At 72.4% G+C, this 17,486-nt stretch carries 15 protein-coding genes; 13 read left to right on the top strand and 2 right to left on the bottom strand.

Annotated elements, in window-relative coordinates; genetic code table 11:
* Window positions 1-44: 44 nt before the first annotated feature.
* Window positions 45-887, bottom strand: a complete 843-nt coding sequence (locus tag ACYQ77_RS17275) for a helix-turn-helix domain-containing GNAT family N-acetyltransferase (RefSeq protein WP_459712433.1) — start codon at window positions 885-887, stop codon at window positions 45-47.
* 118 nt (window positions 888-1,005) lie between these two features.
* Here ACYQ77_RS17275 and ACYQ77_RS17270 point away from each other — a divergent pair, with 118 nt between their 5' ends.
* From ACYQ77_RS17270 to ACYQ77_RS17250, 5 genes are all read left to right on the top strand, one after another.
* Window positions 1,006-2,328, top strand: a complete 1,323-nt coding sequence (locus tag ACYQ77_RS17270) for an NAD(P)-binding domain-containing protein (RefSeq protein ID WP_459712431.1) — start codon at window positions 1,006-1,008, stop codon at window positions 2,326-2,328.
* Window positions 2,325-3,518 carry an MFS transporter gene (locus ACYQ77_RS17265; RefSeq protein WP_459712429.1) on the top strand — a complete coding sequence of 398 codons (1,194 nt, stop codon included), beginning with the start codon at window positions 2,325-2,327 and terminating at the stop codon, window positions 3,516-3,518. Before ACYQ77_RS17270 ends, ACYQ77_RS17265 begins: the two co-directional genes overlap by 4 nt.
* 102 nt (window positions 3,519-3,620) lie before the next feature.
* Window positions 3,621-4,841, top strand: a complete 1,221-nt coding sequence (locus ACYQ77_RS17260) for an oxygenase MpaB family protein (protein ID WP_459712427.1) — start codon at window positions 3,621-3,623, stop codon at window positions 4,839-4,841.
* A gap of 6 nt (window positions 4,842-4,847) precedes the next feature.
* A complete protein-coding gene (locus tag ACYQ77_RS17255; protein ID WP_459712425.1) occupies window positions 4,848-7,112 on the top strand; it encodes a molybdopterin cofactor-binding domain-containing protein in 2,265 nt (754 codons plus the stop codon).
* Window positions 7,113-7,123: 11 nt separating this feature from the next.
* Complete coding sequence (locus ACYQ77_RS17250) at window positions 7,124-7,603, top strand: (2Fe-2S)-binding protein (RefSeq protein WP_459712423.1); 480 nt, start codon at window positions 7,124-7,126, stop codon at window positions 7,601-7,603.
* Between the two features lie 5 nt (window positions 7,604-7,608).
* Here ACYQ77_RS17250 and ACYQ77_RS17245 read toward each other — a convergent pair whose 3' ends face one another.
* Window positions 7,609-8,181 (bottom strand): TetR/AcrR family transcriptional regulator, encoded by a 573-nt coding sequence (locus ACYQ77_RS17245; protein WP_459712964.1) that lies wholly within the window; start codon window positions 8,179-8,181, stop codon window positions 7,609-7,611.
* Window positions 8,182-8,397: 216 nt separating this feature from the next.
* Between ACYQ77_RS17245 and ACYQ77_RS17240 the strand changes: the two genes are divergently transcribed.
* The 8 genes from ACYQ77_RS17240 (at window position 8,398) to ACYQ77_RS17205 (ending at window position 17,481) form a co-directional block, all read left to right on the top strand.
* Window positions 8,398-9,615 (top strand): oxygenase MpaB family protein, encoded by a 1,218-nt coding sequence (locus tag ACYQ77_RS17240; RefSeq protein ID WP_459712421.1) that lies wholly within the window; start codon window positions 8,398-8,400, stop codon window positions 9,613-9,615.
* 97 nt (window positions 9,616-9,712) lie between these two features.
* Window positions 9,713-10,540: a PhzF family phenazine biosynthesis protein gene (locus tag ACYQ77_RS17235; RefSeq protein WP_459712419.1), complete on the top strand. Its 828-nt coding sequence runs from the start codon at window positions 9,713-9,715 to the stop codon at window positions 10,538-10,540.
* An 88-nt stretch (window positions 10,541-10,628) separates the two neighbouring features.
* Window positions 10,629-11,495, top strand: a complete 867-nt coding sequence (locus ACYQ77_RS17230; protein ID WP_459712417.1) for a peptidoglycan-binding domain-containing protein — start codon at window positions 10,629-10,631, stop codon at window positions 11,493-11,495.
* A gap of 52 nt (window positions 11,496-11,547) precedes the next feature.
* Entirely contained in the window at window positions 11,548-12,480 is a 933-nt protein-coding gene (locus ACYQ77_RS17225; protein ID WP_459712415.1) for a M23 family metallopeptidase, read from the top strand.
* 132 nt (window positions 12,481-12,612) lie between these two features.
* Window positions 12,613-13,803, top strand: a complete 1,191-nt coding sequence (locus ACYQ77_RS17220; protein ID WP_459712413.1) for a PucR family transcriptional regulator — start codon at window positions 12,613-12,615, stop codon at window positions 13,801-13,803.
* Window positions 13,804-14,384: 581 nt separating this feature from the next.
* Window positions 14,385-15,125 carry a dolichyl-phosphate beta-glucosyltransferase gene (locus ACYQ77_RS17215; RefSeq protein ID WP_459712411.1) on the top strand — a complete coding sequence of 247 codons (741 nt, stop codon included), beginning with the start codon at window positions 14,385-14,387 and terminating at the stop codon, window positions 15,123-15,125.
* The gene (locus ACYQ77_RS17210) at window positions 15,126-16,445 is read left to right on the top strand and encodes a glycosyltransferase family 4 protein (RefSeq protein WP_459712409.1); all 1,320 of its coding nucleotides are present in this window, start codon (window positions 15,126-15,128) and stop codon (window positions 16,443-16,445) included.
* A gap of 16 nt (window positions 16,446-16,461) precedes the next feature.
* A complete protein-coding gene (locus tag ACYQ77_RS17205) occupies window positions 16,462-17,481 on the top strand; it encodes a PorA family protein (RefSeq protein ID WP_459712407.1) in 1,020 nt (339 codons plus the stop codon).
* Window positions 17,482-17,486: the final 5 nt, after the last annotated feature.

The raw sequence follows: 17,486 nt of genomic DNA, 5'->3' as shown, positions 1-17,486 counted from the left end.
GTGTCGCCGTCCTGATGGTCCGCCGGCGACGGCGCCGGTCGCGTTCAGCCTCGGCTGACGGCGTCCGCGCGGCGTTCGAGGAGCACGGTGTCGTGCCACGTGCCGCCGACCTGCGCGATGCGTTCCCGGACGCCGACGGTGCGGTAGCCTGCGGCGTGGTGCAGCGCGATCGCCGCGCGGTTCTCCGTGAGGATCGCCGCCTGCAGCGTCCACAGCCCGGCCTCGTCGGCCGCGATGACCTGCTGCCGGATCAGCGCCTTGCCGACGCCGCGGCCCCGGTGGCCGTCGCCGACGTACACGGCGCTCTCGGCGACGCCCGCGTAGTGCTCGCGCGTGGACACGGGCGACAGCGCGGTCCAGCCGACCACCTCGCCGTCGACTTCGGCGACCCAGCGGTGTCCGGGCAGCCACCTGGCGTCCAGCGACGCCCGCGACGGTACGGCCGTCTCGAACGTGGCGACCCCGGTCGCGATGCCCTCGCCGTGGACGCGGCGGACGGCCGTCCAGTCACCGGCGGCCATGGCGCGCACGGTGACGTCGCCCGGCACCTCCGGCGGGCAGCACGGCCGGGGCGCGAGCAGGCCCATCACCGCGTCCGCGGCGTGGGGGAGACCGGCGCAGCAGGCCTCGTTGACGACGACGCGGGTGCTCGTGCCTTCCTTGTGCGGCTTGAGAAAACCGACGTCGGCGAGCTTGCGGACGTGGTGCGAGCACGTGGACTGGCTGATGCCCAGCAACTCGGCGAGCCCGCCGACGGTCAGGCCGCCCGGGGTGGTGGCGACGGCGTGCAGCAACCGCACGCGGGTCGGCTCGGCGAGGCTCGCGAACCACTCGGCGTAGGTCGCGGCCTCCCGCTCGGGCAGCACCGGGGTGAGCGTGGCGGTCATGCCGCGAGTATCGACGTGGATCGATGACCGGTCAAATCATCGATCCGGGTCGATGGTTGTGTTCATCGATGTCGGTCGATACTGTCTCCATCGATCGTTGTCGATGAACGGAGGGGTCATGTCGGAACTGCCCGTGGTGGTGGTCGGCGCCGGGCCGGTGGGCCTGGCCGCGGCGGCGGAGCTGGTGGAGCGCGGGCTCGCGCCGGTGGTGCTGGAGAAGGCGGACCGGGCCGGCGCCGCGGTCGCGGAGTGGCACCACGTGCGGCTGTTCTCGCGGTGGGCCGAGCTCGTCGCGCCGGCCGCGGGCCGCCTGCTGGCCGGCACGGGGTGGCGGCGGCCGCCGGACGACGGGTACCCGACGGGTGCGGAGTGGGCAGCGGACTACCTGCGCCCGCTCGCCGCGGCCCTCGGTGAGCGGGTCCGGTTCGGTGCCGAGGTCGTCGGTGTCGCCCGGCGCGGCCGGGACCGGGTGGTCGACGCGGGCCGCGACACCGAGCCGTTCACCGTGCACGTCCGCACCGCCGACGGACGTGAGGAGCGGATCACGGCGCGCGCGGTGGTCGACGCGTCCGGCACCTGGCGCGACCCGAACCCGCTGGGCGGCGACGGCCTGCCCGCGGCGGGGGAACGCGCGGCGGCCGACCGGATCGCCTACCGCGTCCCGGACCTGGCCGACGACGCCGTCCGCGCGCGGTACGCGGGCAGGCACGTGGTCGTCGCGGGCAGCGGCCACTCGGCGCTGACCGCCCTCGTCGCGTTCGACGGTCTCGCCGAAGAGGTGCCCGGGACCCGCATCACCTGGCTGCTGCGCCGCGGCGCGGTCGGCGCCACGTTCGGCGGCGGCGACGCGGACCAGCTCCCCGCGCGCGGCGCGCTCGGCCAGCGGGCGCGGGCGGCCGTCGACGCGGGCCGGATCGCGGTGGTGACCGGGTTCCGCACGGAACGGATCGAGGGCCGGGACCTGGTGGCGGACAACGGATCGCGGGTGTCCGATGTGGACGAGGTGGTGGTGCTGACCGGGTTCCGCCCGGATCTGTCGTGGCTGTCGGAGCTGCGGCTGGAACTGGACGCGACGCTGCAGGCGCCGGTCGCGCTGGCGCCGCTGATCGACCCGAACGTCCACTCGTGCGGGACCGTGTACCCGCACGGTGTCAAGGAGTTGTCGCACCCCGAGCCCGCCTTCTACCTTGCCGGTATGAAGAGCTACGGCCGCGCACCCACGTTCCTCGCGATGACCGGCTACGAGCAGGTCCGCTCGATCGCCGCCGCGCTCGCCGGGGACCGCGCGGCCGCCGAGCGGGTGGAGCTGGTGCTGCCGGAGACCGGGGTCTGCGGTGGCGCCGGGCTGTTCGACGAGCCGGCCCGGGGGCAGGGCGGCGGTTGCTGTGGCGCGCCCGCCGAGCCGGAGGTGCTGACGCTGTCCGCGCCGCGGACGCGGTGACGGCGACCGCGGCGGAGCCGCACGCGGGGCGGCGGGTGGCGCTCGCCGCCCTGTGCGCCACGCAGATCACCAGCTGGGGCGTCCTCTACTACGCGTTCCCGGTGCTGGCGGGCGACATCACCGCCGCGACGGGCTGGTCGGCCCCGGCCATCACCGCCGCGCTGACGGTCAGCCAGCTGGTCGCGGCGGTGGCGGGGGTCCCGGTGGGGCGATGGATCGACCGGCGCGGCCCGCGCGGGGTGATGACCGCCGGGTCGCTGGCCGGCGCGCCCGCGGTGGTGCTGGTCGCGACCGCGGGCGACCTGGCGTGGTTCTTCGCGGGCTGGGTGCTGGCGGGCGCGGCGATGGGTGCGGTGCTGTACCCGCCCGCGTTCGCGGCGCTCACGCGCTACTACGGGCCCGACCCGGTGCGCGCGCTGACCATCGTCACCCTCGCGGGCGGCCTGGCCAGCACGGTGTTCGCGCCGCTGACCGCCGCGCTCGCGGAGCACGTGGACTGGCGCCGGACCTACCTCGTGCTCGCCGCGGTCTTCGCCGTCGTCACCGTGCCCGCGCACTGGTTCGGGCTGCGCCTCCCGTGGCCGCCGCGCCCGCCGGTGGCGGACGGGCAGGCCGACACGCACCCGGCGCACGTCGCACGCAGCCGGTCGTTCGTGCTGCTCGCGGTGGCGCTGAGCCTGTCGGCGCTCGCCACGTACGCCGCGATCATCGCGCTGGTGCCGCTGCTGCGGGAGCGCGGTGTGTCGACGCAGCTCGCGGCGCTCGCGCTCGGGCTGGGTGGCGCGGGGCAGGTCGCGGGGCGCATCGGGTACGCCGCCATCGTCCGCCGCACCAGCGTCCGCACCCGCACGGTGGCGATCCTGGCCGCCATGGCCGCGACCACGGCGCTGCTCGGCGTCCTGACGACGGCGTTCCTGCTGGTCGCCGGGGCGATCGCGGCGGGGATGGCGCGCGGGGTGTTCACGCTCGTGCAGGCGACGGCCGTCACCGACCGCTGGGGGCGGCGGTACTACGGGCACCTCACCGGGCTCTTGTCCGCGCCCATGACCATCACCATGGCGCTCGCCCCGTTCGCGGGTGCCGCGCTCGCCGAACTGCTCGACGGCTACGCCACGACGTTCCTCGTGCTGGGCGCGATCGCGGCTGTCTCGGCCGCCCTGTCGTACTTCACGATCCCGCGCACCCCGTAGGCGGGCCCGCCGACGTCACCGAGAGTCCTCGCATCCTTGCGGAGATACAAAGGTACGTGGTACGTATCATCATATCTTCTGGCTCGAGGAGGAGTTCAGGGCATGGCGGAGCTGAGCAGGCGCAAGATGTTGTTGTCGGGTGGCGTGCTTGGCGCGCTCGGTGCGCTGGGCATGGCGACCCCGGCGAACGCCCGTGCCGCGACCGAGTGGGCCTGGGCGCCCAGCGGCTCGGTGGCGGGCACGGGCGCGGGCGCCGATCCGCGGTGGGTGTGGGACGAGGAGGCCGACCCGGTCGTCGCCGCGTTGTTCGAGCGTGGCCAGGTGCCCCTGGTCAACCAGCTGTTGTGGGACTGGAACCGCAACGACCAGCCGCTGCCCGACGGGTTGCCCGCGGACCTCCACGCGTTCATCGAGAAGGCGCGGCAGCTGCCGTCGTGGGCCGACCGCACCAAGCTGGAGCGCGCCGCCGACTTCAACAAGCGGCGCGGCCTGTACCTGAACCTGCTCAACGGTGTCGGCGGCGGCATGCTGAGCACCGCGATCCCCAAGGAGGCGCGCTCGGTCTACTACTCGGCCGGTGGCGCGGACATGGAGGACCGGGTCGCGAAGACGAGCATCCTCGGGTTCGCCGTCGGCGCGCTGAACGCGTACCGGCCGGACGGCAACTGCATGGTCAACGCCGTGAAGACGCGGCTGGTGCACGCCGCGGTCCGGCACCTGCTGCCGCAGTCGCCGCACTGGTCGGGGGACGTCCCGATCAGCCAGGAGGACATGCTCGTCACGTGGCACACGCTGCCGACGTACGCGATGCGCAAGATACTCGAGTGGCAGGTCCCCATGGGCACCGCAGACTCCGCGTCGTACCTGCACTCGTGGCAGGTCACCGCGCACATGCTGGGGATCAGGGACGAGTACATCCCCGCGGACTGGACCGCGGCGTACGCCCAGTCGGACCAGGTCCTGCCCAGGAACATGGGGCCGACGCCGGAAGGCGTTGAGCTGACCGACATCCTGCTCGGCCAGCTCGCCGAGCAGACCAGCCCGGGCAGCATCAGCAGGCCGCTGTGCGACGCGCTCGCCCGGTTCCTCGTCGACGACCAGATCGCCGAGTGGGACCGGATCCCGCGCGAGCCGTTCTGGGAGAAGACGATCGAGACGGTGTGGCCGATCCTGGTGAAGTTCCGCGAGGGCCTCATCCCGCTGCCGCTGGTGCCGGAGATCGCGTGGACCATCGACGAGGCGCTGCGGCAGTACATCCTCTTCTTCCTGACCAAGGGCCGGGAAACGAAGATCGTCATCCCGACGGGCAACCGGCCGGGCTGAGCGGACATGGACGAGACGTTCGGGCGCAGGCGGTTCCTCGGGTACGTCCTGGCCGCGCCGACCCTGGTCACCGCGGCGGAACTCGGCCTGGCGGGGACGGCGGCGGCCGAGCCGGGGCTGCCGTCGCCGGACATCACCGAGATCGTCGACCTCAACGACCTGATGACCCTGGCGGCGCTGCCGACCTCGGGGCTGATCGCGGTCGAGGTCGGCCAGGACGGCACGGTGTCGTTCGCGCTGCCCAGGGCCGAGGTGGGGCAGGGCATCACCACGTCGACGGCCATGCTGATCGCGGAGGAGCTGTCCGTGCCGGTGGACCGGGTGCGGGTCACGCTGGCCGACGCCCGGCCGGAGCTGCTGTTCAACCAGCTCACCGGCGCGTCGAACACGACCATCGCGACCTACGCACCGATCCGGGTGGCCGCCGCCATCGCCCGGCAGCGGCTGCTGGCCGCCGCGGCGGAGCGGCTCGGCACCGCCGACCTGACGCTGGCGGACGGGGTGGTCACCGACCGGTCCGGCCGGAGCGCCGACATCGGCGCGCTCGCCACGGCGGCCGCGAGCGCCGAGACCCGCCGGGTGCCGGTGGAGCTGGCGGCCCGCGAGAGCTTCACCGTCATCGGCAGGCCGCACGACCGGGTCGACGCGCTGGCCGCCGTGACCGGGCGCAAGAAGTTCGCGATGGACCTCGACGTGCCGGGCGCGCTGCCGGCCATGGTGTGCCGCCCGCCGACCATCAACGGCACGGTCGGTTCGGTCGCCAACCTCCCCGAGGTCCGCGCCATGCCCGGGGTCACCGACGTCGTGGTGATCTCGACCGGGGTCGCGGTGCGGGCGGCCACGTTCGGCCAGTGCATCGACGCGGTGCGGGCACTGCGCGTGTCGTGGCAACCCGGTACCGCGGAAGGGAAGTCCGACGACACCGTGCTCCGGGAGCTCGAGCGCGCGGAGCTGCCGCTCGGGCTCCCGGCCCCGGCGCCGAACGTGGAAGCCAAGTTCACGTTCCACTTCCGGAGCAACAGCGCGCTGGAACCGAACTGCGCGGTCGCCGACGTCCGCGCCGACCGCGCCGAGATCTGGTCGTCGCTGAAGTCGCCGATCGTCGCGCAGCAGACCATCGCGGCCAAGCTCGGTCTGCCGCCGTCCCGGGTGACCGTGCACGTCGTCGAGGGCGGCGGCTCCTTCGGCCGCAAACTGTTCTTCGACGCCGCGCTGGAGGCGGCGGAGGTGTCGCAGAAGGTCGGCAAGCCGGTGAAGCTGATGTGGCACCGCGCCGACGACTCCCGCCAGGGCCGCACGCACCCGATGGCGACGTCCCGGGTGCGCGTGTCGTACCTGGGTGACACGGTGCTGAGCTACCACCAGCGGCACACCAGCGTCAGCACCGACCTCGGCCACGGCCTCGGCGAGGTCATCACGGCACTGGCCGCGCGGCTGCCGGTGGGCGACATCGGGTTCGCCGAGACGTTCTTCCAGCTGAGCCAGACGATGTCGTACGACTTCGGCCTGCACACGCGGTTGCTGTCGGAGACCGACAAGGGCTTCAACACGGGCAGCATGCGCAACGTCTACTCACCGGACGTCACGTGCGCGCGGGAGCTGGTCGTCGACCGGGTGGCGAGCCGGATGGGCAAGGACCCGTACCGCTTCCGCCAGGCGCGTCTGCGGGACGCCCGTTCGCGTGCGGTGCTGGACAAGGTCGCCGAGGTGGGCCGGTGGGGCCGCGCGATGCAGGCGGGCACCGCGCAGGGCATCGCGTTCCACGCCGAGTACAAGGCGGTGAGCGCGGCGCTGGTGGAGATCGACTGCCGCCCGGAGACGGTCGGCCGTCCCATCCGCGACGGTGTCGCCGGGCCCCGGGTGACGAAGGTGGTCTTCGCCGTGGACGTCGGCCTGGCGATCAACCCGAGGGGACTCGAGGCGCAGATGATGGGCGGTGTCTGCGACGGCATCGCCCTGGCGCTCACGTCCAGCCTGCACCTGCGGGACGGGTACTTCCTGGAAGCCAGCTGGGACAACTACTTCTACACCCGTCAGTGGAACACGCCCCCGGACCTGCGCGTCATCGTCATGCCCAGCACGTCGGAAACCCCCGGCGGTGCGGGGGAGCTGGGCGTCGCGGCGTCGATGGCCGCGGTGGCGTGCGCGTACGGCCGCGCGACCGGCACCATGCCGACGAGCTTCCCGATCAACCACGGCACGCTGTCGTTCACCCCGAAACCGACGGTGCCGCCCATCCCAGCGTCCCCTGTGGACGGTCTGCGTCGCTGAGGGAGAACCCGTTGCCAGAACACACTTTTCGCGTGAACGGCAGGCAGGTGACCGTGAACGTGGCGGACGACGTGCGCCTGCTGTGGGTGCTGCGGGACGTCCTCGGCATCACCGGCCCGAAGTACGGCTGCGGGATCGCCGTGTGCAAGGCGTGCACGAGCCACGTCAACGGCAAGGCGGTCAACCCGTGCGCGATCCCGGTCGGCGACCTGGAACCGGCCGACGAGGTGACGACGATCGAGGGCCTCCCGGCGACGGTGGGCAAGGAACTGCACCCCATGCAGGAGGCGTGGCTGGCCCACGACGTGGCCCAGTGCGGTTACTGCCAGCCGGGCCAGATCATGGCGGCGGTCGCGCTGGTGGAGGAGGTGGCGGCGGAGGGCAGGGAGATCACGGACGCCGACCTCGACGGGCTGCGCAACATCTGCCGCTGCGGCACGTACCCCCGCATCCGCGCGGCGATCAGAACCGGAGCCGCCGCGATGCGGTAGCGGCGTCACACACCGAGCATCGGCACGAGGAACCGCCGGGCCACGTCGGCCAGCTGTTCCTCGTCGTCGAGGTCGACGACCTGGCTGGGGATGGCGAGGAACGACGCGGACAGCCGCACCATCAGCTCCGCCACCAGTTCGGTGTCCAGCTCGGCGGGCACGTTCCCGGCACCCTGCTCCCGCCGCAACTGCCCCGCGACGAACCGCCGCACGGTCGCCAGCGTGTGCCCGCCGTCGCTGATCATCGACGGCACCAGCAGGTCCGGCTCGACGTCGAGCAACCCGCCGATCAGCGGGTTGCGCCGGATCGCGCGCAGCGAGCTGACGAACCCGAGCACCACCCGGTCGGCGGCGGTCCCGGCCTGTTCGATCTCGACGAGGAACTGGTCGAAGTACCGCCGGAACTCGCGCCGCACCACGTGCTCGACCAGCGCGTCCTTGGTGGCGAACCGCCGGTACACGGTGATCCGCGAGACGCCTGCCCTGCGGGCCACGTCCTCCATTGTGGACCGTTGGATGCCCGTGCGGCAGAACTGGTCGTACGCGGCGTCGAGTATCCGCGCACGGGTCTCGTCCATGTCGTCGACCCGTTCGACGGCATCGATGTACGCGCGTTCCAGCAACGAAGCGGACGGTGCGGGTTCCACGGTCACCTCCTGCGGTCGATTCTGCCGCAACCACGTTGGGTCTTGTGATGACCTACCCGCTGTGCTCTCATGATGATACGCAGAATCACATTGCGTTTCATCGTACCAGGAAGTGCTCTCGGCCTCGACGAGGAGGAGCGACGAAGCATGGACAAGCTCAGCAGGCGCAACGTGTTGAAGGTGGGCGGCGCGTTGGGCGCGATCGGTGCGCTCAGCATGGCCACCCCCGCGAACGCGGTGCCGTGGACGTGGTCGGCCGCCGGCTCCGTGGCGGGCACGGGCGCGGGCACCGACCCGCGGTGGGTGTGGGACCCGGTGGCCGACCCGCTCGTCGCGGCGATCATCGACCGCGGTGACGTGCCGCGGGTCAACGAACTGTTGCGGACCTGGACCAAGAACGGCCAGCCACTGCCCACCGGCCTGCCCGCGGACCTGCGGGACTTCATGGAGGAGGCACGCAGGCTGCCGTCCTGGGCGGACCAGGGCAAACTGAACCTCGCGTTCGAGTTCAACCAGAAGCGCGGGCTCTACCTCGGCGTCCTCTACGGCCTGGCCAGCGGCATGATGAGCACGGTCATCCCCAAGGAGGCACGCGCGGTCTACTACTCGCAGGGCGGCGCGGACATGAAGGACCGCATCTCCAAGACCGCCAAGCTCGGCTACGACATCGGCACCCGCAACGCCTACGCGCCCGACGGCGAGATGATCGTGACGTGCGTGAAGACGCGCCTCGTGCACGCGGCCGTGCGGCACCTGCTGCCGCAGTCACCGCGCTGGGACGCGGTCGCCGACGAGCAGATCCCCATCAGCCAGGCCGACATGATGGTCACGTGGCACAGCCTGCCGACCACGGTCATGCAGAAGCTGACCGCGTGGAAGGTGCCGATCCCCGCCGCCGAGTCGACCGCCTTCCTGCACTCGTGGCAGGTCGGCGCCCACATGCTCGGCATCATGGACGAGTACATCCCCGCGTCCTGGTCGGCGGCCAACGCCCAGGCCAAGCAGGTGCTCGACCCGATCCTCGCGCCCACCCCGGAAGGCATCAACCTCGCCGACATCCTGCTGAGCCTCGGCGAGCCGGTCGACGCGGGCATCCTGTCCAAGCCGATCCTCGGCGCGTTCACCCGGTTCATGCTCGGCGACCAGATCGCGAGCTGGCTGCGAATCCCCAGGGAACCCGTCTGGGACCAGCTGCTGCGCGTCGCGTGGGGACCGTTCATCGCGGTCCGGGAAGGCCTGCTGCCCTTCCCGCTCGCGCCGGAGGCCTACTGGCTCTTCGACGAGTTCCTCCGCAAGGCAGCGCTGCTGTTCCTGTCCGAGGCACGCCCGATCAGCATCGAGATCCCCGACGCCAACCGCCCCTGACCGGCGATGCGGGTTCCCCGGGGCGTTTCCCTCGCCGCCCCGGGGAGCCACCGCGGCGCCGGGGCCGTGCGCCCGCCGGCGACACTAGGCTGGCGCCATGCGCGAGTTCCAGCAGGTCGACGTCTTCACGGACACCCCGTACCTCGGCAACCCGGTCGCCGTCGTGCTCGACGGGCAGGGGCTGTCCACAGCGGACATGCAGCGGTTCGCGCGGTGGACGAACCTGTCGGAGACGACGTTCGTGCTGCCGCCCGCGTCGCCCGCCGCCGACTACGCGGTCCGCATCTTCACCCCGACCACCGAGCTGCCCTTCGCGGGGCACCCGACGCTGGGCACCTGCCACGCGTGGCTGTCGGCCGCGACCGGGCCGGCGGGCGACACGGTCGTCCAGGAGTGCGGCGCCGGGCTGGTGACGATCCGGCGCGCAGGCGGCAGGCTCGCGTTCGCCGCGCCGCCGCTGATCCGGTCCGGCCCGGTCGAGGAGCCGCTCGTGGCCCGGATCGCGGACGTGCTGGGTGTCGGCCGGGACGGGATCGTCGACGTGCGCTGGGCGGACAACGGTCCCGGCTGGATCGCCGTGCTGCTGGCCGACGCCGACGCGGTGCTGGCCGTGCGGCCGGGGCACGCCGAAGACCTGTACCTGGGCGTGGCGGGCCCGCACCCGCCCGGGGCGCCCGAAGCGCTCGAGGTGCGCGCGTTCTTCCCGGTCAACGGCACGACCGTCGAGGACCCCGTGACCGGCAGCCTCAACGCCTCGCTCGCCCAGTGGCTGCTCGGCACCGGCCGGGCGACCGCACCGTACGTGGCCCGCCAGGGCACCGCGCTGGGCCGCGCGGGCCGCGTCCACGTGTCCGCCGACGCCGACGGCACGGTCTGGATCGGCGGCGACACCGTCACCTGCGTGACCGGCACCGTCCGCCTCTGACGCCCGCGGGCTGATCGCACCCCGTTTGTACGCCTCTTGTACGCGGGGTTGTGAGCATGCCCACGAAACGGGCGAACGGAGCACAGGGATGAACCAGTCACCGGACACCTACTCGAGGCGCTGGATGCTCACCCGCGGGATGGCCGCGGGCGCGGCACTGGCGGTGCCCGCGTTCGCGGGCACGCAGACCGCATCGGCCGTCGCCGCGCTGGCGACCGTCGACATGGAGCTGGTGCTGCTGGCCTGCCAGGTCGACCCGCCGAAGGCGGGCACCGGCCTCACCTCGGGCTGCGGGCCGCACGTGCTCCCCGTCGAGCAGGCGCTGCAGGCCAAGGGGCTGCTCGCGTCGGCGCAGGTCGACGGGCACTACGGCACGTCGACGCTCGACGCGTACGCCGCGTGGCAGCGCAGCCTCGGCTTCTCCGGCCTCGACGCGAACGGCGTGCCGGGCCGCACGTCGCTGACGGAGCTGGGATCGGGCCGGTTCGACGTGACGCGGGTGGTCACGGCCGGCTCCCGCACCGACTCCTACGGCGGCAAGCGCGTCAACACCCGCACCGCGACCATGCTGCGGGCGGCCGACGCGATGCTGTCCTGGAGCCTGACGCTCACGCAGGGCTCGTACAACACGACCAACCCCGACTCCGCGGGCACCCACGACGGCGGCGGCGTGGTCGACATCAGCGTCAGCAGCATGACCACCACCCAGCGCTGGCAGACGGTCAAGGCGCTGCGCACCGTCGGCTTCGCCGCGTGGCTGCGCACCCCGTCCGACGGGTTCGCCTACCACATCCACGCCAACGGCATCTCCGACCCGGACATGTCGCGGCCCGCGCGCAACCAGGTCCACGACTACTACTACGGCAAGAACGGCCTGGCGAACCACGCCGCCGACAACACCCCCGAGGCGTACCGCGTGGCGTTCACGTGGTGGGAGAAGTACCAGCGCAGCTGACCACGAGCGACGGACCTGCACAACGTCGCCGGGAGATAGCGAGGGATACGAAATGGCAACAAGGACACGTGCGTCCTGGCTCGTGAAGGGGCTGTCCACGGTCGTCACCGCCGTGGTCGCGGTGGCCCTCACGGCCACCGCGTCACAGGCCACCGAGGCCACCACGGACGACGTGGGGATCATGGCCACCCACAAGAGCCCGTTCAACTGCGGCAAGACGTTCTACGCCAACAACTGGTCGCCCGGGCACAACCCGTCCGGGTCGATCGACTGGCAGAGCTACGGCAGCGACGCGATCGGCGGTGAGACGGTCCGTGCCACGGCGGGCGGCACCGCGCGGTTCTACACCACGCTCGCACTGGACGGCGAGATCGGCATCATGGCGTACGGCAACTACGTCGTGATCACCCACGGCGACGGCACGAAGACCCGGTACGCGCACCTCGCCACCATGGTGCGCAGCCCCGGCTCGTCGCTGTCGGTCAGCCAGGGCACCGCGATCGGCACCGTCGGCGGCACCGGCGGGGACTACGCGCCGCACCTGCACTACGAGCAGATCACGTCGGGCGGCGCCATCGACACCAGCCCGACCGTCGAGGGCGTGACCGTGTCGCTCGGCCAGAAGAAGGCCATCACGAGCACGAACGCCTGCGGCGGCGGTGGCAACCCGTACACGCCGGGCGAGGTGTGCGGCAGCGGCTACAGCACCATCGACCAGGCCGGCGTGTCCGGTGGCACGGTGTACCTGATGTACAACTCCGGGAACGGCTACAACTGCGTCGTCACGCTCAAGTCCACGAACCTGGGCACGGCGACCGCGGTGTCGGCGTTCCTGGAGCCGCAGGGCGGCACCAGGACCACCGACTCGGGCAGCTACGGCTACTACGCGGGTCCGGTGCGCAAGTCGGCGCCCGGCACCTGCGTGCGGTGGGGCGGTTCGGTCGGCAGCAGCTCCTACACCAGCCCGTTCGAACACTGCGGCTGACCTGGCCCGCTCCGGGGCAGCGAATGGGGTGTGACCGGGCGGGGTCACGCCCCATTCGCGTTCCGTCGTCTACATCGGTTCAGACGACGAGTGGCCGTACCGGGATCCGTTGTGGCGGCGTAACTTGCTCGGATGGTCGCCCCAACGACGACGGTGCCGACGGTGCCCCTGCCTGCCGAGCTGGTCGAGATCGTGCGCGGACAGCTGCACAGGCTGCCGGAGCTGGCCGACCAGCTCGCCAGCCTGCTCGGTGAGAAGGACGAGTTCTACCGCAGGCTCGACGCCACGTCCCCGCGTGAGCTGCGCAAGGTCTGCGAGGTCAACCTGGCCCGCGCGTTCGACGCGTTCATCGAGGCCCGCGAGGTCGACCTCGAGACCGTCCGCAAGACCGGGCGCGCGCAGGCCCGGCTCGGCATCCCGCTGTCGGCCGTGCTGCGGGCGTTCCGCCTCGCGGGGACGTTCGCCTACGAGGGCATCATCGACCGCGTCGCCCCGCCGCGCGTGCTCACCCCGGAGCAGCTGATCCCGGTCAACGCCATGGTGTGGCAGATCATCGACGCGTTCTCCGACGTGATCGCCGACGCCTACACCGAGGTGGCCACCGAGTCCGCGCGGTACGACGAGAAGGCGCGGCTGGCCGTCGTCGACGGCCTCATCGAGGGCCGCTTCACCAAGCCGGAGGAGTTCGAGGACGCCGCCCGCGTGCTCCAGCTCCCGACGACCGGCCCGTTCGTGGTGGTGTACGCGGACCTCGACGCGGACCCGGCGCCGTCCCACGTCGTGGCGTCGGGCAAGCTGCGCTCGGTGTGGCGCAGGCTGCCGGACGGTGAGGTCGGCGTGGTCGCGGTGGGGCGCACCGCCGAGCTGCGTGCCCTGCGCACCGTGCTGGAGGGCACGGCCGCGGCGGTCGGGGTCAGCCCGCCCGTGTCCGGTCTGCCGCTGATCCCGGCCGCGCTGAGCCGGGCCCGGATCGCCAGGGCTTGTCTCGCGCCGGGGGAGACCGGGGTGATCGGGTTCGGCGAGCGGCCGGTCAGCACGCTGGTCGCCGGGGCGCCGAAGCTGGCTCGTGAACTCGCCACGGACGTGCTCGCCGAGCTGCTCGCGTTGCCCGCCGCTGAGCGTGACGTCCTGCTGTGCACGTTGCACGCCTGGTTCGCCGAGCACGGCTCGGCCCGGGACGCCGCGGAGCGGTTGTTCGTGCATCCCAACACGGTGCGGTACCGGATCCGGCGCGTGCAGGAGCTGACGGGGCGTGACCTCGGGGATCCCAAGGGGGTCGCTGAGCTGTATCTCGCTGTGGAGAGTGTTCGGTTGTGTGAGTGAGGGTGTTGCTTGGTGTGCCCTCAGGGGGTTGTCCCCGTCCTGGGTGGTGTCCTCGCCGGACGGGCGTCCTCGCCGGAGGGCGTCCTGCCGGACGGGCCTCCTCGCCGGAGGGGCTGGTCTCCGGGATGGCGGGGGTTTGGTCCGGGGTTGGTTTGGCAGGGACTGGTGTCCGGGGTCTGCCTGCCATCCCGTCGACCTCCCGGAGGGTGAGCTGCGCTCGGCTTGGGCGGGCGCAGCCCGCTTCGCGGGCCGGGCTTGGAGCGCCCCGTTGCCGAGGGAGCTGGGAGCTTCCTCGGTTGCGGTGGCGCGCCGGGCGCTTTCCGGGCATCGTGGAGGTCACGACAGCGCCCCGGATCCGGTCCGCGAGACCCGAGGAAGCCCGGTTGTGCGGGCGGACAATGTTGCTTGTCCCGGTGCGCCGTCGATATGCACGCGCGTTAGTCCGACCAGCCGCACCGGCTAGGCCTCACACCGGCAACTCCGCGTACGTTCACAACTCCTCGCCCTACCGGTCTTCCCGGTGATCTACGGTTGCGCCCTCAGGTCCGTGTGACCTGTGTCTCAGCGTTGGAGGCTCGTTGATGCGCCGTGCGGGTGTGGAGCTGTCCGTCGTGGTGCCCGTGTACAACGAGGAACGGCGTCTGCCCGGTAGCCTGGTCGGTCTTGGCCTCGCCCTGCGCGACGTGGCCGCCGAGGTCATCGTCGTCGACAACGGGAGTACCGATCGCACCGCGGAGATCGTGCGGGACCAACGGTTTCCCGTGACGCTGCTGCACTGCCCGGACCGCGGCAAGGGCGCCGCCGTGCGGGCCGGGGTGCTCGCGGCGCGCGGACGGTTCGTCGGGTTCTGCGACGCCGATCTCGCCGCCAGCGTGGACGCGTTGCCGTCCGTGCTGCGCATGCTGCGGCACGGGTCGGACGTCGTGCTCGGGTCGCGGGCGCATCCCGGGTCGGACGTGCGGGCCCGGCACAGCGTGCTGCGGCAGCTGGGCGCGTGGGCGTTCCGCCGTGCCGCGCGTTCCATCGTGCCGGGGGTCGGCGACACCCAGTGCGGCTTCAAGTTCTTCACCCGCGACCTCGCCGTTGCCGCGTTCGAACCGTTGCGCACCACCGGGTTCACCTTCGACGTCGAGGTGCTCGCGCGGCTGCAACGGCTCGGCGCGGTCGTCGAGGAGGTGCCCGTGCGGTGGATCGACGTCGCCGGGTCCACGTTCGCGCCGCTGCGCCACGGCCTGCGCAGCTTCGCCGACCTGCAGCGCATCCGCGCCGTCCTCGAGACCGAACCGCGTCCCGCGCCGGTGCTCGTCCCGGAGGCCGCGTAGATGCGCGTCGTCGTGGTGAACTGGCGCGACCTCGGACACCGGCACGCGGGCGGTGCCGAGACCTACGCGACGCGCGTCGCGCACGAGCTGGCCCGGCACGGCCACACCGTCACCTACCTGACCGCCCGCGACACCGGGCAGCGCGCCAGGGACTCCGACGGGCCCGTGACCGTGCACAGGCGCGGCGGGCGGTGGACCGTGTACCCGTTGGCGCTGCTGTGGTTGCTGGCGCGGCGACGGCGGATCGACGCGGTCGTCGACTGCCAGAACGGCATCCCGTTCTTCACGCCGCTCGCCGTCGGTGGCAGGCAGGTCGTCCAGGTGGTGCACCACGTGCACACCGACCAGTTCGGCGTGCACTTCCCCGCCTGGCTGGCCGCGGTCGGGCGGTGGCTGGAAGGCCCGGCCGCCCGGCTGGTGTACCGGCGCGCGGTGTCGGTCGCCGTCTCGCCGTCCACAGTGGAGGCCATGCGCGCACGGCTGCGCTGGACCGGCCCGGTGTACGTCGTGCCCAACGGGAACAGCGCCGCGCCCGACGGGCTGCCGCCGCGCGACGCCACCCCCACCATCGTCTGCCTCGGCAGGCTGGTGCCGCAGAAGCGGGTCGACCGCCTGATCGACGCGGTGGCGCAGCTGCGCACACGCGTCCCGGACGTGCGGCTGCACGTGGTCGGCGGCGGTCCGGAGGAGGCGGCGCTGCGTGCGCTCGCGGCGGCGCACGGCGACGTGGTGACCGTGCACGGCCGGGTCAGCGAGACGGCGAAATCCGAACTGCTGGGCCGCGCGTGGCTCAACGTCACGCTGTCCGACGGCGAGGGCTGGGGCCTCGCCGTGCTGGAGGCCGCCGCCCACGGCGTGCCGACCGTCTGCCGGGACGTGCCCGGCCTGCGTGACTCGGTGCGGCACGGCGAGACCGGGTGGCACGTTCCCACCGGTGCGCCGGTGGTCGATGTCCTGCACCGGGCGCTGGCGGACCTCGCCGACCCGGTGCACGCGGCGCGCACCGCCGCCCGCTGCCGCGACTGGGCGGCGTGTTTCGACTGGACCGGCACCGGCACGCGGTTCACGGCCGTCGTCGAACGGCACGTCGCGGGCGCGGACCGCGGTGACTGGCTGCCCGGGATGCCGGAGGCGACCGTCGCCGATGGCGTGCCGGGCGGACCCTTGCTCGTGGAGCAGTGCGCACCGGCCGACCTGCTCGACGCACTGCGCGCCCGTGCACAGCGGGACGTCGCCGTGCGCGCGGCGAGCACCACAGAACGCCTGCTGGGCCGAGCCGTCCCGGCCGGCGCGAACCTTCGACCGCGCTCGCGGTCGTGACACTTGGAGGACAACCGTGCGTCGCTATGTCACCTTCGTCATTCTCGGTCTGGGGGTGTTCGCGGTCGTGGCCGGGCTGCTGCTGCGCCTCTGGGCGTACCCGAGCCTCGCGAAGATCCCGCACGACGTGGACCAGCTCTCGGTGGCGCACGGGGACGGCATCACGGCACTGGTGTACGTGCCGAACGGGGACACGGCGACCCCGGAGATCCGCGAGAACCTGAGCCTCATCTCCACCACCAAGGTCACCGGCAACCTGCGTGCCGAGGAGGTCGTCGAGGACGGCGACGTCACCGTGTGGGTGGAGGCGGCGGAGGTCAGGACCGACGACGCCGACGGGCTGGTGGTCAACGCGAGCCTGCGTTCGCTGTGCCTGGACCGGTACACCGGTGAGGCCGTCGCCCCGTGCGAGAACCAGTTCTACGAGGACGCGGAAGGCGAACGCGTCGTCGGGGAGCGCAACGAGGTGCTGCAGCCGGGCCTGAACTTCAAGTTCCCGTTCGACACCGAGAAGCGCGACTACCAGTGGTTCGACACGACGTTGAAGAAGACGGTCCCCGCCAACTACGTCGGTGAGGAGGAGGTCAAGGGCCTGCCGGTGTACAAGTTCGTCCAGACCATCCCGCCGACCATGGTCAACGAGCTGGACGTGCCCGGCTCGCTCGTCGGGCAGCCGGACGTGCCGACGGTGCACGCCGAGCTGTACTACGAGGCCGTGCGGACGCTGTACGTCGAGCCCACCACGGGCGCGGTGGTCAACGGCAGCGAGGACGGCAAGCAGGAACTGCGCGCGGACGGCCGGTCGACGGCCGTGTTCGACGGCAAGCTGGCCATGACCGACGAGACGGTCAGCGGCTACGTCGCCGACGCGGAGGACAACGTCTCGCGCCTGTGGCTCATGACCGGGTTGCCGGTGATCCTGTGGATCGTGGGCGGCGTGCTGATCGTGGTGTCGATCGCGATGCTGGCGCTCGGCAGGCGCGGCAAGCACAGCAGGCCGGCCGGCGCGCCCACCAAGGTCGCCGAACCGGTGTGACGCCG

It is taken from the genome of Actinophytocola sp. KF-1 (assembly GCF_054661535.1).
Note: the sequence above shows the minus strand (reverse complement) of the source record. Positions and strands in the feature narration are given on the sequence as shown.

What these genes read in the sequence shown, in the direction of transcription:
- ACYQ77_RS17255 (WP_459712425.1), top strand. Translation starts at nt 4,848, where the DNA reads ATGGACGAGACGTTCGGGCGCAGGCGGTTCCTCGGGTACGTCCTGGCC.
- ACYQ77_RS17275 (WP_459712433.1), bottom strand. Translation starts at nt 887, where the DNA reads ATGACCGCCACGCTCACCCCGGTGCTGCCCGAGCGGGAGGCCGCGACC.
- ACYQ77_RS17230 (WP_459712417.1), top strand. Translation starts at nt 10,629, where the DNA reads ATGAACCAGTCACCGGACACCTACTCGAGGCGCTGGATGCTCACCCGC.
- ACYQ77_RS17260 (WP_459712427.1), top strand. Translation starts at nt 3,621, where the DNA reads ATGGCGGAGCTGAGCAGGCGCAAGATGTTGTTGTCGGGTGGCGTGCTT.
- ACYQ77_RS17215 (WP_459712411.1), top strand. Translation starts at nt 14,385, where the DNA reads ATGCGCCGTGCGGGTGTGGAGCTGTCCGTCGTGGTGCCCGTGTACAAC.
- ACYQ77_RS17225 (WP_459712415.1), top strand. Translation starts at nt 11,548, where the DNA reads ATGGCAACAAGGACACGTGCGTCCTGGCTCGTGAAGGGGCTGTCCACG.
- ACYQ77_RS17270 (WP_459712431.1), top strand. Translation starts at nt 1,006, where the DNA reads ATGTCGGAACTGCCCGTGGTGGTGGTCGGCGCCGGGCCGGTGGGCCTG.
- ACYQ77_RS17210 (WP_459712409.1), top strand. Translation starts at nt 15,126, where the DNA reads ATGCGCGTCGTCGTGGTGAACTGGCGCGACCTCGGACACCGGCACGCG.
- ACYQ77_RS17240 (WP_459712421.1), top strand. Translation starts at nt 8,398, where the DNA reads ATGGACAAGCTCAGCAGGCGCAACGTGTTGAAGGTGGGCGGCGCGTTG.
- ACYQ77_RS17220 (WP_459712413.1), top strand. Translation starts at nt 12,613, where the DNA reads ATGGTCGCCCCAACGACGACGGTGCCGACGGTGCCCCTGCCTGCCGAG.
- ACYQ77_RS17245 (WP_459712964.1), bottom strand. Translation starts at nt 8,181, where the DNA reads ATGGACGAGACCCGTGCGCGGATACTCGACGCCGCGTACGACCAGTTC.
- ACYQ77_RS17235 (WP_459712419.1), top strand. Translation starts at nt 9,713, where the DNA reads ATGCGCGAGTTCCAGCAGGTCGACGTCTTCACGGACACCCCGTACCTC.